Source organism: Sphingomonas pseudosanguinis (genome assembly GCF_052056765.1).
Classification (GTDB): Bacteria; Pseudomonadota; Alphaproteobacteria; order Sphingomonadales; family Sphingomonadaceae; genus Sphingomonas; species Sphingomonas pseudosanguinis.
The window spans coordinates 71075-96971 of record NZ_CP189888.1 but is presented as its reverse complement, the minus strand read 5'-3'; the positions used below and the strand labels follow the sequence as shown (position 1 = coordinate 96971).

General features: G+C 67.0%; 21 protein-coding genes and 1 tRNA gene. 7 read left to right on the top strand and 15 right to left on the bottom strand.

Annotation, left to right across the window (positions count from 1 at the left end):
• Positions 1-128 precede the first annotated feature (128 nt).
• The 7 genes from ACQHGV_RS00450 to gluQRS all read right to left on the bottom strand — a co-directional run bounded on the left by ACQHGV_RS00450 (position 129) and on the right by gluQRS (position 6329).
• Positions 129-1169 carry a ferritin-like domain-containing protein gene (locus ACQHGV_RS00450; RefSeq protein WP_409789443.1) on the bottom strand — a complete coding sequence of 347 codons (1041 nt, stop codon included), beginning with the start codon at positions 1167-1169 and terminating at the stop codon, positions 129-131.
• 34 nt (positions 1170-1203) lie between these two features.
• The gene (locus tag ACQHGV_RS00445; protein ID WP_409789512.1) at positions 1204-2175 is read right to left on the bottom strand and encodes a ferritin-like domain-containing protein; all 972 of its coding nucleotides are present in this window, start codon (positions 2173-2175) and stop codon (positions 1204-1206) included.
• 201 nt (positions 2176-2376) lie between these two features.
• A complete protein-coding gene (gene egtD, locus ACQHGV_RS00440; RefSeq protein ID WP_440979016.1) occupies positions 2377-3354 on the bottom strand; it encodes an L-histidine N(alpha)-methyltransferase in 978 nt (325 codons plus the stop codon).
• 2 nt (positions 3355-3356) lie between these two features.
• Positions 3357-4628, bottom strand: coding sequence for an ergothioneine biosynthesis protein EgtB (egtB, locus tag ACQHGV_RS00435; RefSeq protein ID WP_440979015.1), 1272 nt, complete (start codon positions 4626-4628; stop codon positions 3357-3359).
• Between the two features lie 41 nt (positions 4629-4669).
• Positions 4670-5233, bottom strand: coding sequence for a cob(I)yrinic acid a,c-diamide adenosyltransferase (locus ACQHGV_RS00430; protein ID WP_440979014.1), 564 nt, complete (start codon positions 5231-5233; stop codon positions 4670-4672).
• Between the two features lie 4 nt (positions 5234-5237).
• Positions 5238-5465 (bottom strand): twin transmembrane helix small protein, encoded by a 228-nt coding sequence (locus ACQHGV_RS00425; RefSeq protein ID WP_440979013.1) that lies wholly within the window; start codon positions 5463-5465, stop codon positions 5238-5240.
• A 9-nt stretch (positions 5466-5474) separates the two neighbouring features.
• On the bottom strand, positions 5475-6329 hold the full coding sequence (gluQRS, locus tag ACQHGV_RS00420) for a tRNA glutamyl-Q(34) synthetase GluQRS (protein WP_440979012.1): 855 nt from the start codon (positions 6327-6329) through the stop codon (positions 5475-5477).
• A gap of 110 nt (positions 6330-6439) precedes the next feature.
• Here gluQRS and ACQHGV_RS00415 point away from each other — a divergent pair, with 110 nt between their 5' ends.
• The 4 genes from ACQHGV_RS00415 to ACQHGV_RS00400 all read left to right on the top strand — a co-directional run bounded on the left by ACQHGV_RS00415 (position 6440) and on the right by ACQHGV_RS00400 (position 10664).
• Positions 6440-7006 carry an HNH endonuclease gene (locus ACQHGV_RS00415; RefSeq protein WP_183952556.1) on the top strand — a complete coding sequence of 189 codons (567 nt, stop codon included), beginning with the start codon at positions 6440-6442 and terminating at the stop codon, positions 7004-7006.
• 57 nt (positions 7007-7063) lie between these two features.
• Positions 7064-7474, top strand: a complete 411-nt coding sequence (locus ACQHGV_RS00410) for a hypothetical protein (RefSeq protein ID WP_440979011.1) — start codon at positions 7064-7066, stop codon at positions 7472-7474.
• Positions 7475-7585: 111 nt separating this feature from the next.
• Complete coding sequence (gene ppc / locus ACQHGV_RS00405) at positions 7586-10261, top strand: phosphoenolpyruvate carboxylase (RefSeq protein ID WP_440979010.1); 2676 nt, start codon at positions 7586-7588, stop codon at positions 10259-10261.
• A 1-nt stretch (position 10262) separates the two neighbouring features.
• Complete coding sequence (locus tag ACQHGV_RS00400; protein ID WP_440979009.1) at positions 10263-10664, top strand: OsmC family protein; 402 nt, start codon at positions 10263-10265, stop codon at positions 10662-10664.
• Between the two features lie 331 nt (positions 10665-10995).
• On the opposite strand, the gene ACQHGV_RS00395 is transcribed toward ACQHGV_RS00400, so the two are convergent.
• Genes ACQHGV_RS00395 through ACQHGV_RS00375 form a run of 5 tightly spaced genes read right to left on the bottom strand, consistent with a single transcriptional unit; the run spans position 10996 to position 15229 of the window.
• Positions 10996-11646: an FMN-binding negative transcriptional regulator gene (locus ACQHGV_RS00395; RefSeq protein ID WP_440979008.1), complete on the bottom strand. Its 651-nt coding sequence runs from the start codon at positions 11644-11646 to the stop codon at positions 10996-10998.
• Positions 11643-12140, bottom strand: a complete 498-nt coding sequence (locus ACQHGV_RS00390; RefSeq protein ID WP_440979007.1) for a methylated-DNA--[protein]-cysteine S-methyltransferase — start codon at positions 12138-12140, stop codon at positions 11643-11645. The genes ACQHGV_RS00395 and ACQHGV_RS00390 overlap by 4 nt, the downstream gene beginning before the upstream one ends.
• A gap of 49 nt (positions 12141-12189) precedes the next feature.
• Positions 12190-12582, bottom strand: coding sequence for an acyl-CoA thioesterase (locus tag ACQHGV_RS00385; RefSeq protein ID WP_440979006.1), 393 nt, complete (start codon positions 12580-12582; stop codon positions 12190-12192).
• Entirely contained in the window at positions 12579-13184 is a 606-nt protein-coding gene (locus ACQHGV_RS00380) for a DedA family protein (RefSeq protein ID WP_440979005.1), read from the bottom strand. Before ACQHGV_RS00380 ends, ACQHGV_RS00385 begins: the two co-directional genes overlap by 4 nt.
• Positions 13160-15229 carry a S9 family peptidase gene (locus tag ACQHGV_RS00375; protein ID WP_440979004.1) on the bottom strand — a complete coding sequence of 690 codons (2070 nt, stop codon included), beginning with the start codon at positions 15227-15229 and terminating at the stop codon, positions 13160-13162. The genes ACQHGV_RS00380 and ACQHGV_RS00375 overlap by 25 nt, the downstream gene beginning before the upstream one ends.
• Before the next feature lie 261 nt (positions 15230-15490).
• On the opposite strand from ACQHGV_RS00375, the gene ACQHGV_RS00370 reads away from it, so the two are divergent.
• On the top strand, positions 15491-17281 hold the full coding sequence (locus ACQHGV_RS00370) for an aminopeptidase P family protein (protein ID WP_440979003.1): 1791 nt from the start codon (positions 15491-15493) through the stop codon (positions 17279-17281).
• A gap of 493 nt (positions 17282-17774) precedes the next feature.
• Here the strand turns inward: ACQHGV_RS00370 and ACQHGV_RS00365 are convergent, their stop codons facing one another.
• Complete coding sequence (locus tag ACQHGV_RS00365) at positions 17775-22364, bottom strand: NAD-glutamate dehydrogenase (protein ID WP_440979002.1); 4590 nt, start codon at positions 22362-22364, stop codon at positions 17775-17777.
• 104 nt (positions 22365-22468) lie between these two features.
• The gene (locus ACQHGV_RS00360; RefSeq protein WP_440979001.1) at positions 22469-23284 is read right to left on the bottom strand and encodes a hypothetical protein; all 816 of its coding nucleotides are present in this window, start codon (positions 23282-23284) and stop codon (positions 22469-22471) included.
• A 141-nt stretch (positions 23285-23425) separates the two neighbouring features.
• On the opposite strand from ACQHGV_RS00360, the gene ACQHGV_RS00355 reads away from it, so the two are divergent.
• Both ACQHGV_RS00355 and ACQHGV_RS00350 read left to right on the top strand, forming a co-directional pair.
• Positions 23426-23501, top strand: a tRNA-Thr gene (locus tag ACQHGV_RS00355).
• A gap of 150 nt (positions 23502-23651) precedes the next feature.
• Positions 23652-24869 (top strand): tyrosine-type recombinase/integrase, encoded by a 1218-nt coding sequence (locus tag ACQHGV_RS00350; RefSeq protein ID WP_058717138.1) that lies wholly within the window; start codon positions 23652-23654, stop codon positions 24867-24869.
• 130 nt (positions 24870-24999) lie between these two features.
• On the opposite strand, the gene ACQHGV_RS00345 is transcribed toward ACQHGV_RS00350, so the two are convergent.
• Positions 25000-25875 (bottom strand): LysR family transcriptional regulator, encoded by an 876-nt coding sequence (locus ACQHGV_RS00345; RefSeq protein WP_058744363.1) that lies wholly within the window; start codon positions 25873-25875, stop codon positions 25000-25002.
• Positions 25876-25897 lie beyond the last annotated feature (22 nt).

The window sequence follows — 25897 nt, the reverse complement described above, 5'->3', positions numbered from 1 at the left end:
GAATGCCCGCATCCCGCGACGAACGGGCATAAAAATACCCCGACCGGCGAAAGGGAAAGAGGCCGGTCGGGGTCAGGACCCGTAGTGAAACGGCCTTTTTGACAAGGCCTTGGGGGTAACGCGGTTCGTCAGCCGCTGGCGGCGCTGGAGCGGACCGTGCCGTTGAGGCCGCCGGGGAAGAAGCCGCCGCTGGTGACCGAGGCCTTGTTCAGATAGACGATGTTGAGCACCTGGCCCGGCGTGCGGACAAAGGCGATCGCGTTGGAGTCGGCGGGGACGAGGTTCGCCACCTGCTGCCCGTTCACCGTCGCGACGATGCCCTGGTCCAGATCGCTCGAACCGTCCAGGCTGTCACGAGCGTCCGAGATCTTGCCAGCATTCTCGATCAGCGTGGACCCGGTGGTGCTCAGGCCCTTGCGATAGATCGTCGTGCGTACGAGACCGGCATGATAGGCCTCCGCCGCGTGGATGCCCGCCGCCGCCTCGATAAAGGTCTTGTTGGTCAGCAGGGTGACGCCGCCCATATAGGCCGTGACGCCGACATCCTCGAACAGGAAGGCGCCCAGCAGAAAGGCTTCGTCCGAGGCATAGGGGTCGAAGGTCGCGCTGCTGCCGACCACGCCCGCCGCGCGTGCCGCCGCCGTGAAAGCGCCATTGGCATCGCCCGACAGGTTGATCGCCGGCTGTGCCACCGCAGCACTACCCAGCGCGTTGCGCAGGAAGGTGACGTGCGCGATCTCGTCATAGGCGATCTCGCGCGCATATTGTGCGACGATCGGGTCCTGGAACCGGACCTGGCGCGGCTGGCCGGCACCATCGGTGGCGCTGGTGTTGATCGCGACCGATCCTTGCGTGCCCGCGCCGCCCAGCAGCGAGGAAGACAGACCGGTGCCAAACGCGGCATAGCTGTAGAATTGCGCTTCGAGATATTCGAGCTGAAGCGCGAAGTTCAGCACATCGGCATCGGTGACCGAGGCGGTCGAGGTCGGGGTGGGGGTCGGCGTCGGGATGACGATGACGTCGTCATCGTCGTTGTTGCACGCACCCAGCATCGCCAGCCCGCCCACGGCGCCGGCCCCGGCGGCCATGCGCATGAAACGGCGGCGGTCGGCCCGGCGCTTGGCCGATGCCTCTTCGATCACGTCGAGAATGAAGCGTTCTTCGCTCATGATTACGATCCTCTCCAGTCGAGGAAAAAAGGGATCAGTTCGCCACGCTCGCGCGCAGGTTACCGTTGACGCCGGCGGGGAAGAACCCGCCCAGGGTGGCGGCCGCCTTGTTCAGATAGACGATGTTCAACACCTGCTGCGGCGAGCGGCTGAACACGATACCGTTCGTGTCGGTCGGTACGATGTTGGAGACGAGCTGGCCGTTGACCGTCGTTTGGGCGATGCCCTGATCAAGACTGCTCGACCCGTCGACGCTGTCGCGCAAGGCGGAAATCCGACCGGCGGCGAGCGGCAGCAATTCCACCGGATTCGCCGGGTTGTAGCCGCGCGCATAGAGCGTCGTACGGATGATGGCGGCGTGATAGGCCTCGACCGCCAGAATGCCGGCTGCCGCCTGCAGGAAGGTCTTGTTGGTGATCAGCGGCGAGGCACCCTTGTACGCCGTCACGCCGACATCCTCGAAGATATAGGCTGCGAGCAGGAAGCCGCTGGGCGTTTCATAAGGATTGAACGTCTCGGTCGGACCGACGACACCGGCCAAACGGGCCGCCGCCGTGAACGGGCCATTGGCATCGCCCGAGATGTTGATCGCCGGTTGCGCCACCGCCGCGCTGCCGAGCGCGGTGCGCAGGAAGGCGACGTGTGCCGCTTCGTCCGCCGCGATCTCACGCGCATAGGCCTGGACGAGGGTATCGCCGTTGAACGCCACCTGCGCACCACCCGTGACCGCACCCTGCGTCCCCGTACCGGTCAGCTGGTTGGCGGGCAGGCCGACGCCATTGGCGGCATAGGCATAAAACTGCGCCTCGAGATATTCGAGGTTAAGCGCGAAGTTCAGAATATCGGTGTCGGTGATGGTCGACTGGGCGCCGGCCTTGCTGGTCAGCGTGAAAGCGGTGGCACCCGCCGCCGCCGCACCGATCGCCATCTTGAAAAAGTCACGCCTGTGATCCCGGCGCTCGGCCCGTGCCTCGAATGCGTCGAGCAATTGTGCGCTTTCCGTCATCATGCTCCTCCCACTAGGAAACCAACACAAACTCTATTCGTTGGCACGTTACCATCAAAAGAACTTGTACTGGGACCCGGCGGACAGACTTCATTGACGACCTACATTCCAACGGGCCAAGAAGAACAACGCCGGTTGGATGAAAAAGACGCAACTTTTTCGACCAACCGGTTTTGCCTGACTATTTATGCGCCCAAGCGTTTATGGCGCCAGACGAGCCGATTGCGCTTCGGCGAGATAGACGCTGAACAGATCGTCCGGATCGCTCCAGTGCGCGACCGGGGTCCAGCCGCCCGCGCGCAGCAGGATCTTGGCGTCGCGCGGCCCGTATTTGTGGCTGTTCTCGGTATGGATGGTCTCGCCCGCCGCCATGGCGAAGGGGCGGCCCTCGATGGTGAAGTCGACGTCGCGCTCCGCCGAGAGGTGCATTTCGATCCGCGAGCGGTCATCGTTCCACACCGCGCGGTGGCGGAACGCCTCGACCGGGATGGTGCCGTCGAGTTCGCGGTTGATCCGGTCGAGCAGGTTGCGGTTGAACGCCGCCGTCACCCCTTGCGCGTCATCATAGGCGGGCACCAGGATGTCGGCCGGCTTGGCGCGGTCCATCCCGATCAGCAGCATCGCCCCCTCGCCCAGCGAGCCGCGCATCGCGCGCAGCAGGTCGGTCGCCATGGCGGGCGTCATGTTGCCGATGGTCGAGCCGGGGAAGAAGCCCAGCTTGGGCATGTCCGCGACCATCGCCGGCAACGCCAGCGGATGCATGAAATCCCCCTCCAGCGGATGGATGGGCAGATCGGGAAAGGCCTGTTGCAGGTTGCGCGAGGATTCGCGCAGGAAGTCGCCCGAAATGTCGATCGGCACATAGGCCGAGGGTTCGACGCAGCGCAGCAGCACCGGCGTCTTGGTCGAGGAGCCCGAGCCGAATTCGACGACCGCACGGCCCCGGCCGACATGCGCGACCAGTTCGGGGCACATGGTCTTCAGGATCGTCGTCTCGGTGCGGGTCGGATAATATTCGGGCAGGTCGGTGATCGCCTCGAACAGTTCGGAGCCCTTGCGGTCGTAGAACCAGCGCGCGGGGATGGCGCGCGGGCGGCGCTCCAGCCCGGCGAGGACATCGGCGCGGAAGGCGGGGTCGGCAAGCGACATCTGACCGTCCTCGATCTCGGGCTTCAGCATGATTACAGGTCCTTTGCCAGACGGACGCCGGTGAACTGCCAGCGCTGATGGGGGTAGAAGAAGTTGCGGTAACAGGCACGGGCATGCCCCCGCGGCGTGGCGCAGCTGCCGCCGCGCAGCACGAACTGGCCGTTCATGAACTTGCCATTATATTCGCCGACCGCGCCCTCGACGGGGTGGAAGCCGGGATAGGGGCGATAGGCGCTGCCGGTCCATTCCCAGACATCGCCGAAGAAGGCGGGGCTGTCGGGCGACGGACGCGGCTCGACCGTGCCGGCATCGTCCATCTGGTTTCCGCCGGCCGGATCATGCGCGGCGGCGGCCGCCTCCCACTCCGCCTCGGTCGGCAGGCGCGCGCCGGCCCAGCTGGCATAGGCGTCCGCCTCGTAGAAGCTGACATGGGTAACGGGGGCGGCCGGATCGACCGGCCGGCGGCCATCCAGCCCGAAGCGGGTCCAGCCGCCGTCGCGCTCCTCCCAATAGAGCGGCGCGGCGATCCCCTCGCCCTTCACCCAGGCCCAGCCGTCCGACAGCCAGAGCCGAGGATCGCGATAGCCGCCATCCTCGATGAAGTTCATCCACTCGGCATTGGTGACGGTGCGGTCGGCGATGGCGTGCCGGTGGAGCAATGTGTCGTGGCGCGGCCCTTCGCAGTCGAAGGCGAAGCCCTGTCCGTCATGGCCGATCTGCACGATCCCGCTGGCCCCTTCGATCCAGCCGACCGGACCGGGCATCGCTACCGGCGTCTTGGGCTGGGCCGCATGAAGCGCCGGCTCAAGCGGATTTTCCGAGAACAGGTGCAGGATGTCGGTGACGAACAGTTCCTGATGCTGCTCCTCATGATGACAGCCCAGCGCCACCAGTTCGCGGGCCGCCTCGGGCAGATCGGGCAGCGCCGCCACCAGCGCGGCGTCGACATGCGCGCGGTACGCCCGCACCTCGTCCAGGGTCGGGCGGGTGATCATGCCCCGGCGGTGGCGCGCGTGGCGTTTCCCTTCCGCTTCGTAATAGCTGTTGAACAGGAAGGGGAAACGGGGATCGTGCAGGTGATAGCCCAGCACATGATCGCGTAGCACGAAGGTTTCGAAGAACCAGGTGGTGTGCGCCATGTGCCATTTGGCGGGCGATGCGTCGGGCATCGACTGGACGGTGGCATCGGCATCGGACAGCGGCGCGGCCAGCGCCAGGGTCAGCGCGCGGACGCCACGATAGCGGGAAACCAGCGGATCGGCAGGCGTCGGGGCCGTCGCGGGGGACGGGACAAGAGTCGGCATTCTGGTGCTCCCCGGACTAACGGGGAGCCTCGACCGGCCCGTTACCGTGTCGCGCGCACCCCTCCTGGAACCCAAAGAACGTCCGATGCGCCGTTTTGGTTCACCGCGCGCGCCGCGACGAACAGCCAGTCGGACAATCGGTTGAGATAGGCGAGCGCGGACGGATTGATCGGCTCATGGTTTCCAAGCAAGACGCCCGCCCGCTCGGCCCGCCGCGCAATCGCCCGCGCCAGATGCAGATGCGCCGCCGCCGGCGTGCCGCCGGGCAGGATGAAGCTGGTCAGCGGCGACAGCTGCGCGTTCATCACGTCGATCTGGTCCTCCAGCCGCGCGACCTGCTCGGGCAGGATGCGCAGCGCGCCTTCGACGTCGCCGGGCGTGGCGAGATCGGCACCCAGGTCGAACAGGTCGTTCTGGATACGCGTCAGATCGTCGGCCAGCGGACCGTCAAGGCTGAGCAACGCCACGCCGATCGCGCTGTTCGCCTCGTCCACCTCGCCGATCGCGACCAGCCGCGCATCGGCCTTGGACCGGCGCGTGCCGTCGACCAGCCCGGTCGTCCCCGCATCGCCGGTGCGGGTGTAGATCTTCGTCAGCTTGACCATCGGATCAGGTGCGCCCCGCGATGAACAGCAGCAGGACGACGACGGTGATCGCCAGCGCCTGGAAGAAGATTCGCTGCTGCATCATCCGGTTGGATTTTAGCTGCGACGCGGTCGGCCCCTCGCCGCGCGCCTCGGCCGAGGCCTCTTGCAGGAAGCTGACGATGCCGCGCACCAGCGCGACCAGGGTGGCGAGCATCGCCGCGATCAGCAGGATCACGAGAAAAGTGGTCATGCCTCGAGCTTACGCCTCCCCCAGCCGAAATCCAGCGGGAAGCATATTGCGGCGCAGCGCATCGCCGAGCGCAGGACCGTCCGCGCCGCCCTCGCGCATCGCCGCCAGCGCGGGGGCGCCATGGCGCTTGGCCAGCCGCTGCCCGTCCGCACCGACGATCAGCGGATGGTGGTGATAGCGCGGCGTCGGCAGGCCGAGCAGCGCCTGGAGCAGTCGGTGGACATGGGTGGCGTCGAACAGATCGACCCCGCGCACGACGTCGCTCACCCCTTGCGCGGCATCGTCGACCGTCACCGCCAGATGATAGCTGGCCGGCGCATCCTTGCGCGCCAGGATCACGTCGCCGTGGCTCAGCGGATCGGCGATGACCTCCCCCGCATATTCGTCATGCCAGGTCAGCGGCCCGGCGCGTTCGACCGCGCGCGCCATGTCGATCCGCCAGCTATGCGGCTGCCCCATCCGCGCCCGCCGGTCCGCCGGCGACAGATGGCGGCACGTCCCCGGATAGACCGGCGCGGGGCCATGCGGTGCGGACAGGCTGGCGGCGATCTCGGCACGGGTGCAGAAACAGGGATAGAGCAGATCGGCCAGCCTCCCCTGCGCCGCCGTATACAGGTCCAGCCGCTCCGACTGGAAGGACAGCTCGTCCCATGCCAGCCCCAGCCATCCCAGATCGCGCAGGATGGTCTCGACATGCTCGGGCCGGCTGCGCGTGCCGTCGATATCCTCGATGCGCAGCAGGAAGCGCCCGCCGGTGCCCCGCGCCAGATCATGCGCGCGCACCGCCGACAGCGCATGGCCCAGATGCAGCCGCCCGGTCGGGCTGGGCGCGAAACGGGTGACGACGGCCGGCGCTCCGCTCATCGCGCGCACCCTTGACCGCGATTCCAATCCCATGCTGTCATACGCCATAGTGTCATAGCCATGTCACGCGCCTGCGCGAAGAGCGTCGGCGTACATCGATGGGAGGAGCTGTGTTTCATCCCGATTTGATCCGACACCCGGACAGTTGTCCGGCGCTCGTGCTGAATGCGGACTATACGCCGCTGTCCTATTATCCGCTGTCGGTCTGGCCCTGGCAGACCGCGGTGAAGGCCGTGTTCCTCGACCGGGTGGATATCGTCGCCCATTACGAGCGCGAGGTGCGCAGCCCGACCGCCAAGGTCAAGCTGCCCTCGGTCATCGCGCTGAAGCAATTCGTGAAGCCGTCGCAATTCCCCGCCTTCACCCGCTTCAACCTGTTCCTGCGCGACCGCTTCTCCTGCCAATATTGCGGATCGCACCGCGACCTGACCTTCGACCATGTCATCCCCCGCGCGCAAGGCGGCCGGACCACCTGGGAGAATGTCGTCACCGCCTGTTCGCCGTGCAACCTGAAGAAGGGCGGGCGCACGCCCCGCCAGGCCGCGATGCCGCTGCATGTCGAGCCGATCCGCCCGACAAACTGGCATTTACAGGAACATGGCCGCAGCTTCCCGCCCAATTATCTGCATGAAACATGGCACGACTGGCTCTATTGGGACGTTGAACTGGAAGCGTAACGAGCCAAGGAGTCGGGAATGCGTGGTTGGGCGATAGGCCTGGGGCTGACAGCGTTGATGGCCACCACCACCGCGTGCGGCAAGAAGGAAGAAAGCCATGCGGAGGCCGACCGGGCCGCCGCCAAGGCCGGTTTCGTGCCGCCCTCCGTCACCAGCCGCATTGATTTCGGCAGCATGATGGCCCGCCGCTTCCGCGAACTCGACCGCGACGGCAACGACATCATCACCGCCGACGAGATGCCCACCACCAACTCGCGCCTGTGGGAACTCGACCGCAACAAGGACGGCGAGATCACCGAAAGCGAGTTCTTCGAGGGCATGCTCGCGCGCTTCGACCGCATGGACCTGAACCGCGACGGCACCGTCACCTCGGAGGAACGCGAAGCCTCGCGCACCGAACGCCCCGCCACACCGACTAATCCGGTCGCGACGGGGGCGGGTGCGACCCCGCCGGGGAATGCGAACTGAGGGGCCTCCCGATTTGCGCAATTATTGGTTAAGTCGGACAATAATATTATACCAAAATTGCCGTCCACAATCGGTTGACGCGCGCGCTATTGCGTTGCAGCAATGGCGCCCATGACGACCCTGCCCCCCATCGCCAACAATGCCGACATCCGTTTTCTGGGCGCCCAGCTCGGCGATGTGATCCGCCGTTATGGCGGCGATGCGCTGTTCGAGGCGACCGAGGCCATTCGCCGCGCCTCGGTCGATCGCTATCGCGGGCTGGGTGAGGACGGTTCGGTCGACCTGCAGCTGGAACGCCTCGCGCTCGACGAGACGCTGGATTTCGTGCGCGGCTTCATGCTGTTCTCGATGCTCGCCAACCTGGCCGAGGATCGTCAGGGCATCGCGCGCGAACCCGCCGCCGATATCGCCGATGTGCTGGCCACGCTGGCCGAACAGGGCATCGACCGCGACCAGGCGATGGCGCTGCTGGGGCAGGCTTTGGTCGTCCCCGTGCTGACCGCGCATCCCACCGAGGTGCGGCGCAAGAGCATGATCGACCACCGCAACCGCATCGCCGAACTGCTGGCGATGCGCGACGCGGGCCGGGACGTGACCCCGGACGGCGACGATGTCGAGGCGGCGATCGGGCGACAGATCGCGCTGCTGTGGCAGACGCGCGTGTTGCGCCGCGAGCGGCTCTACGTCACCGACGAGGTCGAGACGGCGCTGTCCTACCTGCGCGACGTCTTCCTGCCGGTGATGCCCGCCCTCTATCAGCGGTGGGACAAGGCGTTCGGCGCGCGCGTACCCGCCTTCCTGCGCCCCGGATCGTGGATCGGTGGCGACCGCGACGGCAATCCCTTCGTCACCGCCTCGTCGCTGACCACCGCGCTGGCGCAGGCGGCCGAGGCGGTGCTGGGCCATTATTGCGAGGCGGTGCACGCGCTGGGCGCCGAACTCTCCATCTCGACCGGCCATGCCGAGGTCGATGAGGCCGTGCTGGCGCTGGCCGAGGCGAGCGGAGACGACGCGGTCAGCCGGTCGGACGAGCCCTATCGCCGCGCGCTGTCGGGCATTTATGCGCGGCTGGCGGCGACGCATGAGGCGCTGACCGGCAAGCCCGCCCCCCGCCCCGGCCGGCTGACCGGCGAACCCTATTCCGACCCCAAGGCGCTGCGCACCAATCTGGTCGCGATCGCGCGCGGGCTGGCGGCGCGCGGCGATGGCGCCCTGGCGAGCGGCGGTGCGCTCGGGCGGCTGATCCGCGCGGTCGAGACGTTCGGCTTCCACCTCGCCACGCTCGACCTGCGCCAGAATTCGGCGGTGCACGAACGCGTCGTCGCCGAGCTTCTGAAGGTCGCCGGGGTCGAGGCGGACTATCTGGCGCTGGACGAGGAGGCGCGTGTCGCGCTGCTCCGCCGCGAACTCGCCAATGCCCGGCCGCTGGTCAGCCGCTATGCCGATTATTCGGACGAGACCCGTTCCGAACTGGCGATCGTCCAGGCCGCCGCCGATGCCCATGCCAAATATGGGCCGAAGTGCATCACCAACTATATCGTCTCGATGGGCAAGTCGGTGTCCGACCTGCTCGAGATCAACCTGATGCTGAAGGAATTCGGTCTCTACCGTCCCGGCGCGCCCGCCACCGCCGCGATCATGGCGGTGCCGCTGTTCGAGACGATCGAAGATCTGGAAGCCGGCCCCGAGATCATGCGCGCCTATTTCGCGCTGCCCGAAATCGCCGCGATCGTGCGCGCGCGGGGACATCAGGAAGTGATGATCGGCTATTCGGATTCGAACAAGGATGGCGGTTACCTGACCTCCACCTGGTCGTTGTCCAAGGCGTCGAGCGCCTTCCGCCCCGTCTTTGACGACGCGGGCGTCCGGATGCAGCTGTTCCACGGCCGCGGTGGCGCCGTGGGGCGCGGCGGCGGCAGCGCCTTTGCCGCGATCCGCGCGCAGCCGCACGGCACGGTGCAGGGCCGCATCCGCATCACCGAGCAGGGCGAGGTGATCGCGGGCAAATACGGCACGCGCGACTCCGCGCTGACCAATCTCGAGGCGATGGCCTCGGCCACCTTGCTCGCCAGCCTGGAGCCGGAGCGGCTGTCGGCGGACCAGAATGCGCGCTTCACCGCCGCGATGGAGCAATTGTCGGCGACCGCCTTCACCACCTATCGCGACCTGGTCTATGGCACCGAGGGGTTCCGCACCTTTTTCCGCCAGATGACACCGATCGCCGAGATTGCGGGCCTGAAGATCGGCAGCCGCCCGGCCAGCCGCAAGAAGTCGGACGCGATCGAGGATCTGCGTGCCATCCCCTGGGTGTTCAGTTGGGCCCAGGCACGCGTCATGCTGCCCGGCTGGTACGGCGTCGGCACCGCGATCGCGAATTTCGAGGACAAGGCGCTGCTCGCCGACATGGCCAAGAACTGGCCCTTCTTCGCCGCGACGCTGGCCAATATGGAAATGGTGCTCGCCAAGTCCGACATCGGCATCGCGCGACGCTATGCGGGCCTCGTCGAGGATGAGGGGCTGCGCAGCGCGATCTTCGGGCGCATTCATGACGGCTGGCACCGCGCGCGCGACGGCCTGCTGGGCGTGACCGGACAGAGCCGGCTGCTGTCCGACAACCCCGCGCTGGAGGCGTCGATCCGCCTGCGCCTGCCCTATATCGAGCCGCTGAACCTGCTGCAGATCGAACTCATGAAGCGCCACCGTGCGGGCGAGGACGATCCACGCATCGGCGAGGGCATCCTGTTGTCGATCAACGGCATCGCGACTGCGCTTCGGAACAGCGGGTAACGTGGCCGACTTCGTCGTTCATTATGAAGGCGGCCTGCGCTGTCATGTGACGCATCCGGGCAACGGCGCGGTGCTGATCATGGATGCCTCGCAAGAGCTGGGTGGGCGCGACGAGAATTTCTCGCCCAGCGACCTGCTGTCGGTGTCACTGGGCGGCTGCGTCCTGAGCATCATGGCGATGGCGGGGCGCGTCGCCGGGCTCGAACTGGCCGGGGCAACGGCGACCGTGACCAAGACGATGGGCAATGCACCGCGCCGGATCACGACGCTGAGCGTGACGGTCCGGGTGCCGGGGCGATACGATATGGCGCAACGCAAGCGATTGGAAGCGGCAGCGGCGGCCTGTCCAGTCCATGCCGTACTGGGGATCGACGCGCCGATTACCATCGTCTGGGAGGACTGAAGCACTGACCGCCCTCACCCTTCCCATCCACTATCGCGGCCGGGCCCCTTCCCTCTCCCGATGGGAGAGGGAGGGAGGCGCGAAGCGCCGGAAGGGTGAGGGTGTTGCCCCCCATGCGACCCACCAAAAGCGCCGAGGACGCCCTTTCATTCCTCCCCTGTAAGGGGAGGGGGACCATGCGAAGCATGGTGGAGGGGTGTCCCCGGTTGTGAGCGGAGGCTGATCTCGCCAACGGGGACTCCCCTCCGTCAGGCCTTTGGCCTGCCACCTCCCCTTGCAGGGGAGGAATAGGCTGAATGTCGATCCGCTATAGCCTTCTAGGGACGAAGGGTTACCGGTTCGCCCGATCGCACTCGGCCTGTTCCATCACCGCCGCCATCGCCCGGTCTCCTGGTGTGTCAGACGCCGACAGCCCGGAGATCACGCCGTGTCGGTTCGCCTCGGGATGATGCTGGGCAATCTTCCACACCCCCTCCAGTCGCATGACCCGCAGGGTCAAGCCGGCGATCCCTCGCTGCAAGGCCGCGATATAACCTTCCGGCGCATCGGCCAGCGACCACGGCTCCGGCCGGTCCGCTTCCCGGGCATCGGTCAGCCGCGCCAGATGCGCCACCAGCCAGTCGGGATCGCGCGTGACGGCCAGCGTTCCATGCGCCTGCACCACGACATAATTCCAGGTCGGCACGACCTTCCCATGCGCGCGCTTGGCGGGATACCAGCCGGGATGGACATAGGCGTGCGGTCCCTGAAAGAGCGCCAACGCCGCCGTGCCGCCCTCGGCCAGCCGCCAGAGCGGATTGGCGAGCGCGACATGCCCCTCCAGCATCAGCGCTTCGCCATCGCGCGTCATGATCATCGGCAACGACACCGCCTCGGGCATGCCTTCACGCACCACGACCAGCGACGCGAAGCCGATCTCCGCCACCGCCCCCAGCAGCACGTCCTCGCGCGTCTCGCGAAACGCGGCCGGCGGATAGCTCATGCCAGCGCCAGGGCCGGCTCGCCGCGTTCGTGCGCGAGCAGCCACCGCTTCACCGCCAAGCCGCCGGCAAAGCCGGTCAGCGTGCCGTCAGCGCCGATCACCCGGTGGCAGGGCGTGACGATCGACAGCGGGTTGCGCCCGTTCGCCGCCCCGACCGCGCGCGAGGCGCCCGGCCGCCCGATCGCGGCGGCGAGCGCGGCGTAGCTGCGCGTCTCCCCATAAGGAATGGCGTTCAGGCCGATCCAGACGCTCTTCTGGAAATCGGTGCCGACGGGATCGAGCGGCAGGTCGAACACACGGCGCTCCCCGGCGAAATACGCGGTCAACTGGCGCACCGCCTCGGCCAACACGGCATGCGCCGGATCATCGCGCCGCTCGGGCAAGGGCACGCGCCCCGCGCGTTCCTCGGCCCAGAGGACGGCGCGCAAGCCCTGCTCGCTCGCCACGAGGGTCAGCTCGCCCACCGGCGAGGCCATGATGCATTCGCTCAACATCGGGCGATCCTAGCGCAACGGCGTGCGCGATGCGTCCCGCTTCTTGCGCTCAAACCATGAAGGGCGCGGCGATCTCGGGCGTCACGCGGAGCAGCCGGCCGGTGGCGCGGTCGATCAGCGCCCAGGTCGTCACCGCCTCGACCTTCACCTGTCCGTCTTCCCCCAGGAAACGGACATGCCGGTCGAAGCGCGCGCCCTTGGGCGGGTTGGGCACCCAGGTTTCGGCGGTTACCGTCTCGCCGGCCACGACATTGCCGCGATAGTCGATCTCGTGCCGCGTCACGACCCAGACATGCGCCGCGACATGCTCGGGCGGCGCGACGGCCTCCCAATGCGCGGTGGCGATCGCCTGAATCCACTGGACCCAGACGGCGTTGTTCACATGGCCCAGCTCGTCGATATGCTCGGGGCCGGCGGTGATGGTCATGCTGAAACGGTTCATGCCGTGTCACCCGGTTCCTTGTGCCGTTGCCAAAGCGTGCGCAGGCCCCAGCCGATCGCGGCGGCGATCATGACCAGCGCGGCGGCCATCAGGATATGCGGCAGGCTGGGCCGCCAGCGCGCCGCCAGCTCCTGAAACGCCTCGCCGAACAGATAGCCGATGCCGATGAACAGCGACGCCCAGCATGCGGCGGACACGGCATTGACCACGACGAACAACCGGGTCGGCACGTCGCTGGTGCCGATCGCGACCGGGCTGATCGTGCGCAGGCCATAGAGGAAGCGGAAGGCGAAGATGAAGCCGACCGGGTGCTTCTCCATCATCGTCATGACGCGGGCATAGACACGCCGGCGGCGCAGCTTGCCCACCCATCGGCCGTCACGCGCACGCCGGCCGATAGTGAAGAAGATCTGGTCGGCCAGGAACGACCCGATCGCCGCCGCCACCAGCGCGGCGGGCCAGGCGACCAGGCCCTGATGCGCCAGGATGCCGCCGGTAACGACTGCCGTCTCCCCCTCCAGCCCCGCGCCCAGCGCGATCGCCACCGCGCCGAAGCGCGCGACGATCGCCTCGATACTCAGGACTCGACTCCCATCTGCCACAGGACGAAGGCATGCTCCTCCGCGCCTTCGCGCAAGCTCTCGAACCGGCCCGACTTGCCGCCATGGCCCGCGCCCATATTGGTCTTGAGCAACAGCAGATTGTCGTCGGTCTTGGTGGCACGCAGCCGGGCCGCCCATTTGGCGGGTTCCCAATAGGTGACGCGCGGATCGTTCAGCCCGCCCGAGATGAACATCGGCGGATAGGCCTGGGCCCGGACATTGTCATAGGGGCTGTAGCTGCGGATCAGCTCGAACGCCGCCTTGTCCTCGATCGGGTTGCCCCATTCGGGCCACTCACCGGGCGTCAGCGGCAGTTCGGCGTCCATCATCGTGTTGAGCACGTCGACGAACGGCACATCGGCGATCACCGCGCCCCAGAGTTCGGGGTCGGAATTGACCACGGCGCCCATCAGCTCGCCGCCCGCCGAGCGGCCCGCGATGGCGATCTGGCCCTTGGCCGTCCAGCCGCCGTCGATCAGCCCCTTCGCCACATCGACGAAGTCGTGGAAGGTGTTAGTGCGCTTCTCGAGCTTGCCGTCGAGATACCATTGCTGGCCTAGATCGTCGCCGCCACGAATATGCGCGATGGCATAGGCGAAACCGCGATCGAGCAGGCTCATGCGCCCGGTCGAGAAGCCCGGCGGAATGGCATAGCCGTAGGCGCCGTAAGCATAGAGGAACAGCTTGCCCGACCCGTCGCGCGGGAAGTCCTTGGGGTAGACGATCGATACCGGCACCATCGTCCCGTCGCGTGCCGCGATCTTCAGCCGCTCGGTCCGGTACTTGTCCGCGTCATAGCCCGACGGGATTTCCTGCACCTTCAGCTGGGTCAGCCCACCGGTCGCGACGTCATAGTCATAGACGGTACCCGGCGTGACCATCGACTCGTAACCGAGGCGTAAGGTCGACACGTCATATTCGGGATTGTCGCCCAGTCCCGCCGTATAGCTCGCCTCGGGGAATTCGATCCGCTGGGGTACGGTCGGCGTGTCGTAGCGGTGGATGGCGATGCGGTCCAAACCGTCCTCGCGCCCCTCCACCACGAAGAAGTCCTTATAGCACTCGACCCCGGTCATGTAGAAATGCGGGTTCGGGCCGATCAGTTCGTGCCAGTCGCCGGGGTTCTCGATCGAGGCGGTGCACAGGCGGAATTGCGGGTCCACATCGTTGGTGTGGATGAACAGCGTGCCGTCATGCTCGTCCACGTCATATTCGCGGCCCTCCTTGCGGGGCGCGACCAGGATCGGTTCGGCGAAGACATTGTCGGCGGGCAGCAGCCGCACCTCACTGGTGACATGGTCGCCGGTCGCGATCACGATCCAGTTGCGCGCCGACGTCTCGGCGACGGCGACGCGGTAACCTTCGTCATCCTCGTGGAACAGCTCGACATCTTCCGCGACGTCGGTGCCCAGCTTGTGGAAGCGGGCATTGTCGGTGCGCCACTGCGCGTTCGCCACGCCGTAGAGAAAGCCGCTGTCGTCGGCGACCCAGACGATTTCCGACAGCATGCCCGGAATCACCTCGGGCAGATGCTCGCCGGTGGTTAGGTCCTTGATCCGCACCTCGAACCGCTCCGAGCCATTGTCGTCGATCGCATAGGCCAGATAGCGGCCATTGTTGCTGATCGAGAAGGCACCCAGGCGGAAATACTCCTTGCCCTCGGCCAGCGCCGGTTCGTCGAGCAGCAGTTCGTCCGGACCGCCCGTAACGGGCTTCCTCCACCATTTGCGATACTGGCCACCCGTCTCGAACGCGGTCCAGTAGAGCCAGTCGCCATCCTTTTGCGGGACCGAGGATTCGTCCTCCTTGATCCGCCCCTTCATCTCTTCGTACAGCCGGTCGATCAGCGGCTGGCGCGGGGCCATCACGCCCTCGAAATAGGCATTCTCCGCCTCGACATAGGCGAGCACGTCCTTGTCCTCGACCTCGGGATAGGCGGGGTCCTTCAGCCAGGCATAGGGATCGGTGATCGTGATCCCGTGCGCGGTGAAGCTGTGGGCGCGGGTTTCGGCAATGGGGGGCGTAAGCGCAGGGCTGTCGGTCATCGCCCGGATGTAGCTAGGGTTACGCCCCGCCGGAAGGGGTGGAGGATGGTTTCTCCCAACCTCCGTTCAGGCTGAGCGAAGTCGAAGGCCACGGGACGCCCGGCGTGGCGCAACGCGGAACATGCGCTTCGACTTCGCTCAAGCTGAACGGCTGTGGGGGTCGCATATGGCCGGACACATCGCGCAAGCGCCTGCCAGGCTCGACGCTGTCATCCCACGAAGCTAGACCGGCGGCGTTTCCCATCCCTGTCAGGTCCCGCCATGCCCCATTCCACCCGCCTCTCCGCCCTTCGTGCCGAACTGGCCGCACAAGGCCTCGACGGTTTCGTCGTGCCGCTGACCGACGAGCATATGAGCGAATATGTCGGCGATTATGCACAGCGGCTGGGCTGGCTGACCGGGTTCGGCGGCTCGGCGGGGTCGGCGGTGGTGCTCACGACCAAGGCGGCGATCTTCACCGATGGGCGCTACACACTGCAGGTGCGCGAGCAGGTGTCGGGCGAGGACTATGCCTATATCCCGGTGCCGCAGGACAGCGTGGCGGGCTGGCTGGGCCGCGAGACGGCGGCGGGGCAGCGGATCGGCTATGACCCGTGGCTGCACACCCGCCAGCAGGTCGCCGATATGACCGCCGCGCTGGCGGACCGCGAGGCGGAACTGGTCGCGGTCACGGCCAATCCGATCGATGCGGTCTGGACCGATCGCCCGGCCCCCTCGCCTGCCGTACTGACCGTGCAGGACGATGCGGTGACGGGCGAAGGCTCGGCGGCCAAGCGCGCGCGGATCGGCGAGTGGCTGGCCGAGCAGCGTGCCGATGCGGTGGTTCTGTCGGCGCTGGACTCGATCGCCTGGGCGCTGAACGTGCGCGGCACCGACGTCGCGCATACGCCGGTCGCGCTGTCTTATGCGATCGTCCATGCGGACGGCGAGACCGACCTGTTCATCGCGCCGGAAAAGATCACGCCCGAGGTGCGCGCGCATCTAGGCAATGCGGTGCGGCTGCACGACCGGGCGGCGTTCGAGGGTTATCTGACGGGCTTTGCGGACAAGCGCGTCGTAGCGGACCCTGAGCGCGCGGTCGCGGCCATTGCGCAAGGACTGGAGGCGGGCGGGGCCAAAGTGCTGGCGCTTCGTGATCCGGTGGTGCTGACCAAGGCGATCAAGAACCCCGCCGAGATCGCCGGGCACCGCGCCGCCTCGATCCGCGATGGCGCGGCGATGGTGCGCTTCCTGCGCTGGGTGGAGGAGGAATGCCCCAAGGGCGGGCAGACCGAATTGTCCGCCGCCGCGCAGTTGCTGGCGTGCCGTGAGGCGACGGAGCTGCTTAAGGACACTAGCTTCTCGACCATCTCGGCGACCGGCGCGCATGGTGCCAGCCCGCATTATCATGTCACCGAGGAGTCGAACGCGGCGATCGAATTGGGGCAGCTGTTCCTGATCGACTCAGGGGGCCAGTATCAGGACGGCACCACCGACATCACCCGCGTCATGCCGATCGGCACGCCCACGGACGAAATGCGCGACCGCTTCACCCGCGTGTTGAAGGGGCATATCGGGCTGGCCACCGCCGTCTTCCCGGACGGGACGTTGGGCGGGCATCTGGATTCGCTGGCGCGGCGACCGCTCTGGGAGGTTGGGCTCGATTACGCCCACGGCACCGGCCACGGCGTCGGCGCCTATCTGTCGGTGCATGAGGGACCGCAGCGTATCGCCGCACCCAACTATCCCGGCGGCGCCGCGATGGAGCCGCTGCGGGCGGGCATGATGCTGTCCAACGAGCCGGGTTATTACAAGGCGGGCGAGTACGGCATCCGCATCGAAAATCTCGTGCTGGTCGAACCGCGTCAGATTGCGGGCGCGGATCGCGACATGCTAGGCTTCGAAACGCTGACCCTGTGCCCGATCGAGCGGACGCTGATCGTTCCTGAGTTGCTGACGGCGGGGGAGCGGGAATGGCTCGACGCGTACCATGCGCGGGTGGCGGAGATTCTGGCGCCGGAGCTGGAGGGCGCGGATCGCGACTGGCTGCTGGAGAAGTGCGCGGCGATCTGATTTTCGCGCGAAGCTGCGAGGACGCGGAGAAGAAGGTTGGTTCGCGCGGAGGCGCGGAGACGCGGAGGTGTCTCGCCCGCCGCGCCAGCGGCCCTCTCGTCTCGGGCGCGGATGAATAGAGGGCGCTGCGCGCCGCTTTATAGCAAGACGACATGAGGTTAACTCCCCCTCCCCTTCAGGGGAGGGGCCGGGGGTGGGGCGCTTCCGCCAGCGTGCTGCCTGTGGTGATGCCCCACCCCAACCCCTCCCCTGAAGGGGAGGGGCTTGCGCCGATTCACGTCAATGTCATCCTGCTCTAAACCTCTCTGCGTTCTCCGCGCCTCTGCGCGAACCCACCTTCTTCTCCGCGCCTCCGCGTCTCCGCGCGAAATCAATCTTCGCGTCATCGCGGCTTCGCGTGAACGAAAACGCCGCGCAGGAGGGCCTCCCACGCGGCGTCTTGCGCGCCTCAGACGGCAAAGGAACTGGACCCCGGCCTTCGCTGGGGAACAGATCAGCGCCCGAGCAGCACCCGCGCTTGCCCAGCGATCTGGGCCAGCATCGCGGCATTGGGCTGGGCCGCCAGGCGCGCGCGGTCGATCACCGCCTTGAACTGGCCCACGCGTGCTGCATTGCGCTCCAGCCAGGCCTCGACCGCCGCTTCGGGGTCGGTCGTGCCCGCACGGCCCAGGAAGTCGAGCCGCTGCTGCTGGAAATCGCGCGCGAGGCCGGCGATCAGCAACCGCTCCCACGGATCGCTGGGGCTGATCCGCGCCGCCTGACCCTGTGCCCAGTCGAGACCGAGCGCCTGACCCAGACGGGTAAAGGCATGGGTCAGCCGCGTCTCATCGAGCGACAGGCGCTGGCCGAGATCGGCCAACCCCACCGCGCCGTCGAGTTCGGACACCCGGACCACCTGCGCTGCGAGATCGGCGGGAGCCCCCGCTTCCTCCAGTGCCGCCACGACCCGCGCGCTCTGCGCCTTCGCCTCGTCGCGCAGCAGCGCGGGCGTTTCCGCCGCCAGCCGCGCGATGCCGGGCTGCAACCGCTCCAGCGCCGCACCGGGCGAGGTGCCCGCGGGCATGGAACGCAACAGGTCGGCGATCTGCGACCGGGTGGCACGCGCCACCTCGTCGAACAAGGCGATCCGCGCGGCCTCAGGCATCGCCGCCGTCTCGATTGCGGTCCACAGCGCGGGTAGGTCGAACAGCCGCTCGACCACGACGAACATCGCCGCGATGTCGGCCATCGCCGCGCCTTCCTCTTCCGCCAGCTCGAACGGGTGGAGGATGCCCATCCGGTTGACGATCCGGTTGGCCAGCTTGGTCGCGACGATCTCGCCGCGCAGGCGATGCTGGTCGATCGCCTCGCCGAATGCTTCCTGCATCGCAGGCGGGAAGGCCGCACGCAGATCGGGGAGCAGTTCGTCGTCGAGCGCCAGCGGGCTGGTCTCGATCGCGTCCTGCAAGGTCAGCTTGGCCGTCGCCAGCAGCACGGCGAGTTCGGGCCGGGTCAACGCGATGCCGTCCTGCCCGCGCCGCAGCAGCACATCGTTGCTGCCCAGCCCCTCGACCGCGCGGTCGAGCCGCCCGGCACTCTCGAAAATCTCGATGACGCGGACATAGCTCGGCATCGCGCCCGCGCCGTCCGCCTCGGCGATGGAGAGCCCCAACGTCTGGAGCCGGTTATCCTCCAGCACGATATGCGCCACGTCGTCGGTCATCGAGGCGAGCAGCGTGTTGCGATCGTCCTCCGCCAGACGGCCCTCGATCATCTCGCGGTTGAGCGCGATCTTGATGTTGACCTCGTTGTCCGAACAGTCGACGCCCGCCGAATTGTCGATGAAGTCGGTGTTGATCCGCCCGCCGCGCTCGGCAAAGGCGATGCGCGCGGCTTGCGTGACGCCCAGATTGGCGCCCTCGCCGATGGCGGTGACGCGCAGATCCTCGGCATCGACGCGCAGGCGGTCATTCGCCGGATCGCCGACCTGGACGTTATTCTCCGCCGCCGCCTTGATGTACGTCCCGATGCCGCCGAACCAGAGCAGGTCGGCCGGGGCCTTCAGGATCGCCGAGATCAGCGCGGTCGGCTCCAGCGACGTGGCGGTGATGCCCAAAGCCTCGCGGATTTCGTCCGACAGCGGGATGGTCTTGGCCGAACGCGGGAAGACGCCGCCGCCGGCCGAGATCAGGCTGGTGTCGTAATCCGCCCAGCTCGACCGGGGGAGCGCGAACATCCGCGCGCGCTCGTCCCAGCTGGTCGCAGGATCGGGATTGGGGTCGAGGAAGATGTGGCGATGGTCGAACGCCGCGACCAGCTTGATCGCCTTGGACAAGAGCATCCCGTTGCCGAACACGTCGCCCGACATGTCGCCGCAACCGACGACGCGGATCGGCTGGCTCTGCACGTCGACGCCCCGCTCGGCAAAGTGACGCTGCACCGACACCCAGGCGCCCTTGGCGGTGATGCCCATCGCCTTGTGGTCGTAACCCTGGCTGCCCCCGGAAGCGAAGGCATCGCCCAGCCAGAAGCCGCGCTCGAGCGCCAGCGCATTGGCGACGTCGGAGAAGGTCGCAGTACCCTTGTCGGCGGCGACCACGAAATAGGGGTCCTCGCCGTCCAGCACGCGCACGCCGTCCGGGTGCACCACCGCGCCCTCAACGATATTGTCGGTGATCGACAGCAGCGCGCGGATGAACACGCGGTAGCTTTCCTTGCCCTCGGCGGCCCAGCCGTCCCGGTCGGTAACGGGCGATGGAAGCTGCTTGGGGTAGAATCCGCCCTTCGCACCGGTCGGCACGATGACCGCGTTCTTCACCCGCTGCGCCTTCATCAGGCCCAGGATTTCGGTGCGGAAGTCGTCGCGGCGATCCGACCAGCGCAGGCCGCCACGCGCGACGGGTCCGGCGCGCAGATGGATACCTTCGACACGCGGGGAATAGACCCACACCTCGCGCCACGGCAGCGGGGCGGGCAGGCCCGGAATCTGGTGGCTGTCCAGCTTGAACGCCAGCGCCTCCTTGCCCGCCTCGGCAAAGGCATTGGTGCGCAGCGTGGCGGCGATCATGTCGCGGAAGCTGCGCAGGATACGGTCGTCGTCGATCGCCGACACCGCATCCAGCCCCGCCGCGATGGCGGCGTCCGCAGCGGCGATATCGCCCTTCGCCTTGGGATCATGCGCCGCCGTGAAGCGCTCGATCAGCGCGGTCGCCAGCTTCGGCGCGCGGCGCAGCGCATCGACCACGGTGGTCAGGCCGTAGGGCAACCCGGCTTGGCGCAGATAGCGGAACCAGGCGCGGAACAGCACCACCGCCTGCGGGCTCAAGCCCACATCGACGATCAACCGGTTGAACGCGTCATTCTCCGCCGCGCCCTCCAGCACGGCCGCGATCGCCCCCTCCAGCACCGCCGCGCCCTTGGGCTCGGTCGTCGCCTCGGTCTCGACGATGAAATCGTGGACGAAGGGATCGGAATCGTCGCGCAGCCGCGTCGGCAGCTCGCCGATCACGCGGAAACCGAAATTCTCCAGCACCGGCACCGCGTCCGACAAGGGCAGCGCACCGTTCAGCTTGTAGATCTTCAGCTGGCGATCCTGCCCCGGCTGAACCGGGAACAGACGGACCGAGCGGCTATTCTCGTCCTCCAGCGCAGACAGGCGCAGAATGTCGGCAGCGGCCTCCGACGCATCGCTGACATTGCGGTAATTGGTCGGGAAGCCATTGGCCCAGCGCAGCGCGAGACGCGCGGCACGCGGTGCCGGCACCTGTTCGGCCAGCGCCGCCTCGACATCGGGCATCCAGCCGCGCACCATCTTGCGTAACCGCTCGGCCAGTGCGCCCGTGTCGGGCAGGCGGCCGTCCTGGCGCAGATCGATGGTATAGCGGATCAACGCGACGACGCCGTCCTCCAGCGCGATCGACCAGTTGAGCAGCGAGCCATTCGCCGCCTCGCCCAGCATCTCGCCGATCGCGACGCGGCGCGCGGTGGTCAGCTCGTCGCGCGGCAGCCAGACGAAGGCGAACAGATGCCGCTGCAACACCGATCGGACCAGCACCAGCTCGGGCCGCGGACGATCGGCCAGCGACATGGCGGTCAGCGCCAGCTGCTCCAGCGCCTCGGCCGGGAAGGCCGTGACCAGATCATGCGGCAGCGCGGTCAGCGCATGGGTCAGCGCCTTGCCGGTATGGCCGCGCGGGTCGAAGCCGAACTTGGCCTGCAGCGCCGCCAGGCGGGTGCGCAGCACCGGCACCTCATGCGGCGGGCTGGCGAGCGCGGCGCTGGTCCACAGCCCCGCATGGATCGACAGGCCGACGGCGCGGCCCCCTTCCATCACCGGCACCAGCACCAGATCGAGCGGCACCGAGCGGTGGACGGTCGAGATCGCATTGGACTTGAGCAGCAGCGGCGCCGCGCCGCCTTGCGCGAAATAATCGAGTGCACGCTGGCGCGAGGTATCGGCGAGCAGCGGCACCTTGTGCGGCGTCCGCGCCACGCCCAGCGCGGGGGCGTCGCGGCCATCCTCATACCATTTCTCATGGCCCAGCAGCGTCAGCTTGCCGTTCAGGAACCACAGCAGGAGCGCCGCGCCCTCGCCATTCTTCTCGCCCAGCGTGGTCGCATCGGCGGCCAGCGCATCCTGCAACCCCGACCAGTCGGCCACGGCCGCCCGCACATCGGCCAGCACCGCGCGCAGATCGTCGACCAGCCCGCGCCGGTCGCGCGCATCGGCGCGTTCCATTTCCAGATAGATGAAGGATTCGGACTTCCCGCCCGCGCCGATGCCCTGCAAATGGCCTTCAGCATCGCGCGTCACGGGCAGGACGGGATGGATCACCCGGTCGATCGCGATGCCATCCGCGCCGACCATCGCCGCGATCGAATCGACCAGGAAGGGCATGTCGTCATTGACGATCGCCAGGCGCATGCGACGATGCGTGTCGTCGCCCGACATCGGCTCCAGCGCGATCGACGGCTCGCCGACCGCGCGCCGCTCGGCGACGCCAGCGACGAAGGCTGCCGCGGCAGCCACCTCCGCGGGGCCGAACCCCTGCAACTCCGCCGGAAGGGCGCCTTGGGTCAGCCGCGCGGCAATCGCGTCGGCCATCGGATGCGACATATTCGGTGCCATGGGTGAAAGTCCTAGGCCCGGCTTTCGCGCCGCTCAACCCTTTGCAGCCCGAGAAAAGATGTTGCGCCGCAGCGCAATTTTCATTGCGCGGCGCGCAAGACTCTATCGGTCAAGCGGGGATCATCCGCCACCGAACCCAAGATGGCGACCGTACCATCCGGCTCGACCCGTCCGACCATCACGATCAGGCTGCCGGGACTGGCGCCGCTTTCGAAGGTGACGTGCGTCAGCGCTTCGGGATCGCGCCGGATGCGGTCGCCCTTGGGCGGCTCCGCCACGTCCCACACGCCGTCCGCCGGCCCCACATCGGGCCGATTCGCGCCGATCGCATCGAACAGCGCCGAATCGAGCGTCGCCTGGAGCAGCGGATCGGCGACCTCCTTCCAGTTGACGACACCGTGGATGAAGTCGATCGTCTCGCCGGTCGACGAATAGGGCAACAGGATCGCGCGGTAGAGGGTGGTGCGCCCGCGTCCGTTCACGAACTCGGCCTCGAACCCGGCCGGTGCCTTGCTCGCCAGAAGCTGCGGATAATGGCCGATCATCCGCGACAGCAGCGATCCGGGCGGCAGCGCGCCGACCCGCATCGGCATCGGCGTCGCCCCACATTCGTCGCGCAGCGCGCCGCCGATATAGGCGATGGTCGGGTCACCCTCCCCCCCGCGAAAGTCGAGCAGCACCGAATGGGTGGCGAAGTCGGCGATTCCCTGCGGGTCGAGCGCGTCGATCAACGGATAGGGTGCATCGCCCAGCAGCGACACCCAGTGGTGATAGGCGCGCGCATGCAGCCGCCGCTCCACCCCCGCCAGCCCGAACAGCACGTCCTCGCCCAGCGACTCCCCCGCACCGTCCCGATCGACGGACGACGCCTCGTTCAGATCCGGCCCGGTGGTCATGATCGCCTTCCTCATTGTCCGGCGCTGTCATGCGGGCATCGTCCTTAACGGCGTGTAAAGACGCCAAAGCCGCTTGCCAGCCCCAGAAGGACCTGTTAAGCGCGCCATCCTCGACCGGGCACCAGCCGGTTTCGATGAAGGGCCGCTTTAGCTCAGCTGGTAGAGCATCGCATTCGTAATGCGGGGGTCACAGGTTCGAGTCCTGTAAGCGGCACCATCACGTCCCCGGAACAAACCTGGAAAACCGCAGAAATCTGCGGTAAACTGCCTCTCGGCGGTCCCGTGAAATCTCATTATGTTCCGCCGTGGCCCACTCAAAAGGGGCCACGAATCATGGGGTCACGAACGTTGCAGGAGGCGTGGCCCCATGCTTACGGTTGTGCAGATTCGGGCGCTGAAACCGGCAGAGCGTCCCTACAAGGTGGCCGATTCGGATGGCCTGTATCTACTGGTGCAGCCATCCGGCGCCCTGCTCTGGCGCTTTCGCTATCGATGCTGCGGCATCGAGCGCAAATTATCGCTGGGCAGTTTCCCCGATGTCTCCCTGGTCCAGGCGCGGCGGAAGCGCGACGAGGCCAAGGCCGAACTCGATGACGGGATCGATCCCGTCGAGGAAAAGCGCCAGCGGCGGCTAAAGGCCGAACTGGCGGCACAGACAACGTTCGCACTCGTCGCCGGGGAATATATCGAGAAAATGGAGCGTGAGGGCCGTTCCCCCGCCACCATCAAGAAAGCGCGCTGGTTCCTTGAACTTCTCGACGGCATCGCCAAGCGCCCAATAGCCGCGATCACCCCGCATGAGCTTCTCGACGTGCTGAAGCGGGTCGAGCGTCGCGGACATCATGAGACGGCGCTTCGGCTACGCTCCTTTGCCGGCCGTGTCTTTCGCTATGGTTTTGCCACCCTGCGGACCGAGCGCAATCCAGCCGACATCCTGCGTGGCGCCCTCACCGTTCCTCGGGTCAAGCATCATGCCGCGATCGTCGAGCCGAAGAAGGTCGGCGACCTGCTGCGAGCAATCGACGGGTACACGGGGCGGCCCGAGACCCTGCATGCACTCAGGATCGCGCCGCATGTCTTCCTGCGCCCGGGAGAGTTGCGACAGGCGAAGTGGAGCGAGATCGACTTCGCCGAAAAGGTCTGGCGCGTGCCGGCAGAGCGCATGAAGATGAAGCAGCCCCATGCCGTACCGTTGTCGCGGCAGGTACTGTTTTTGTTGCAGGATCTACGGTCGCTGGCACGGGACAGCGAATTCCTCTTCCCGGCGCTTCATACCACCAAGCGCTGCATCTCCGACAACACGCTGAACGTCGCGCTGCGCCGCCTGGGGTTCGAGAACGACGAAATGACCAGCCACGGCTTCCGCGCCATGGCCAGCACACTTCTCAACGAGTCAGGGCTGTGGCATCCCGACGCCATCGAGCGCGCGCTGGCCCATGGCGAGAAGGACAAGGTGCGCGCCGCCTATCATCGCGGCGCGCACTGGGCGGAACGGGTGCGCATGGCGCAGTGGTGGTCGGATTATCTCGATCAACTCCGGATCGGTGGTGCCGTCATCAAGGGCAAGTTTCGAAAGCGGGCGTAAGGCCGCTGCCCGAACACCTTCTTCTCCGCCGTCGCCCTCGCTGCCACCATCTTCTTCCGGCAATGATCAATGATTCCTGAACCTCGATTAGTCCAGAATCACGTCAAATGAATAGGCGGAGCATTTAAGATCAAGAAAGATGGTCGGACATTGCTTTGAGGAAGAGGTGCACCTTCTGCGGAGTAAGACGTCTGGTTGGCAGCACGGCCCATATGCCGTGATCAGGCACAGCTCCATCAGTCAGCGTGACATGCTGAAGCCGCCCTGCAGCGACGTCTTCGCGCACATTCCATTCCGATAATTGGGCTATACCGAGGCCGCGAATACTCGCCTCATGCAGCGCCTCCACGCTGTCCGCAGCAAAGCGGCCGCTGATCGACTGACGAACGGTTTTGCCCAATCGTTCGAATGTCCACTGCTGTCCGCTAGCGACGGCGAGACACTCGTGATCGCGTAGGTCAGCAACCTTGGTCGGAGTGCCGTGCATCGCCAAATAGGCAGGGGCGGCGTAAAGCCCCCTTGCATTGGTAGCCAGGCGGCGGGCAATCAGATTGCTGTCGCGTAAGTCCCCGAAGCGGATCGCGACATCGACACCCTGCGCGACGATATCGGCCACGGCATCGCTGAGTAGCAACTCTACCTTGAGCCGCGGGTGCTGGGCGAGAAAGCCGACCAGCATTGGCGTCAGGACCTTTCGTCCGAACGGAACTGATGCCGCTACCCGCAGCAACCCAACGGTGCCCGTGCCCCCACTGGCAACCGCCGCTCGCGCATCCTCGGCATGCGCGAGCATGGCCTTGGCATGAGGCAGGAATGCCTCGCCATCCGGTGTAAGCGACAGGGAACGGGTTGTCCGATGCACGAGCCGGGCACCGATCTCAGCTTCGAGCGCCGCCAGCCGCCGCGATGCGATGACCGGGGTCAAGCCGAGCCGGCGCCCTGCCGCAGAGAGACTGCCCTGCTGGACGGCTTCGACCAGCACAGCAATGTCAGCGAGATCCAGCATATCGCCTGATGATAAACCGTCT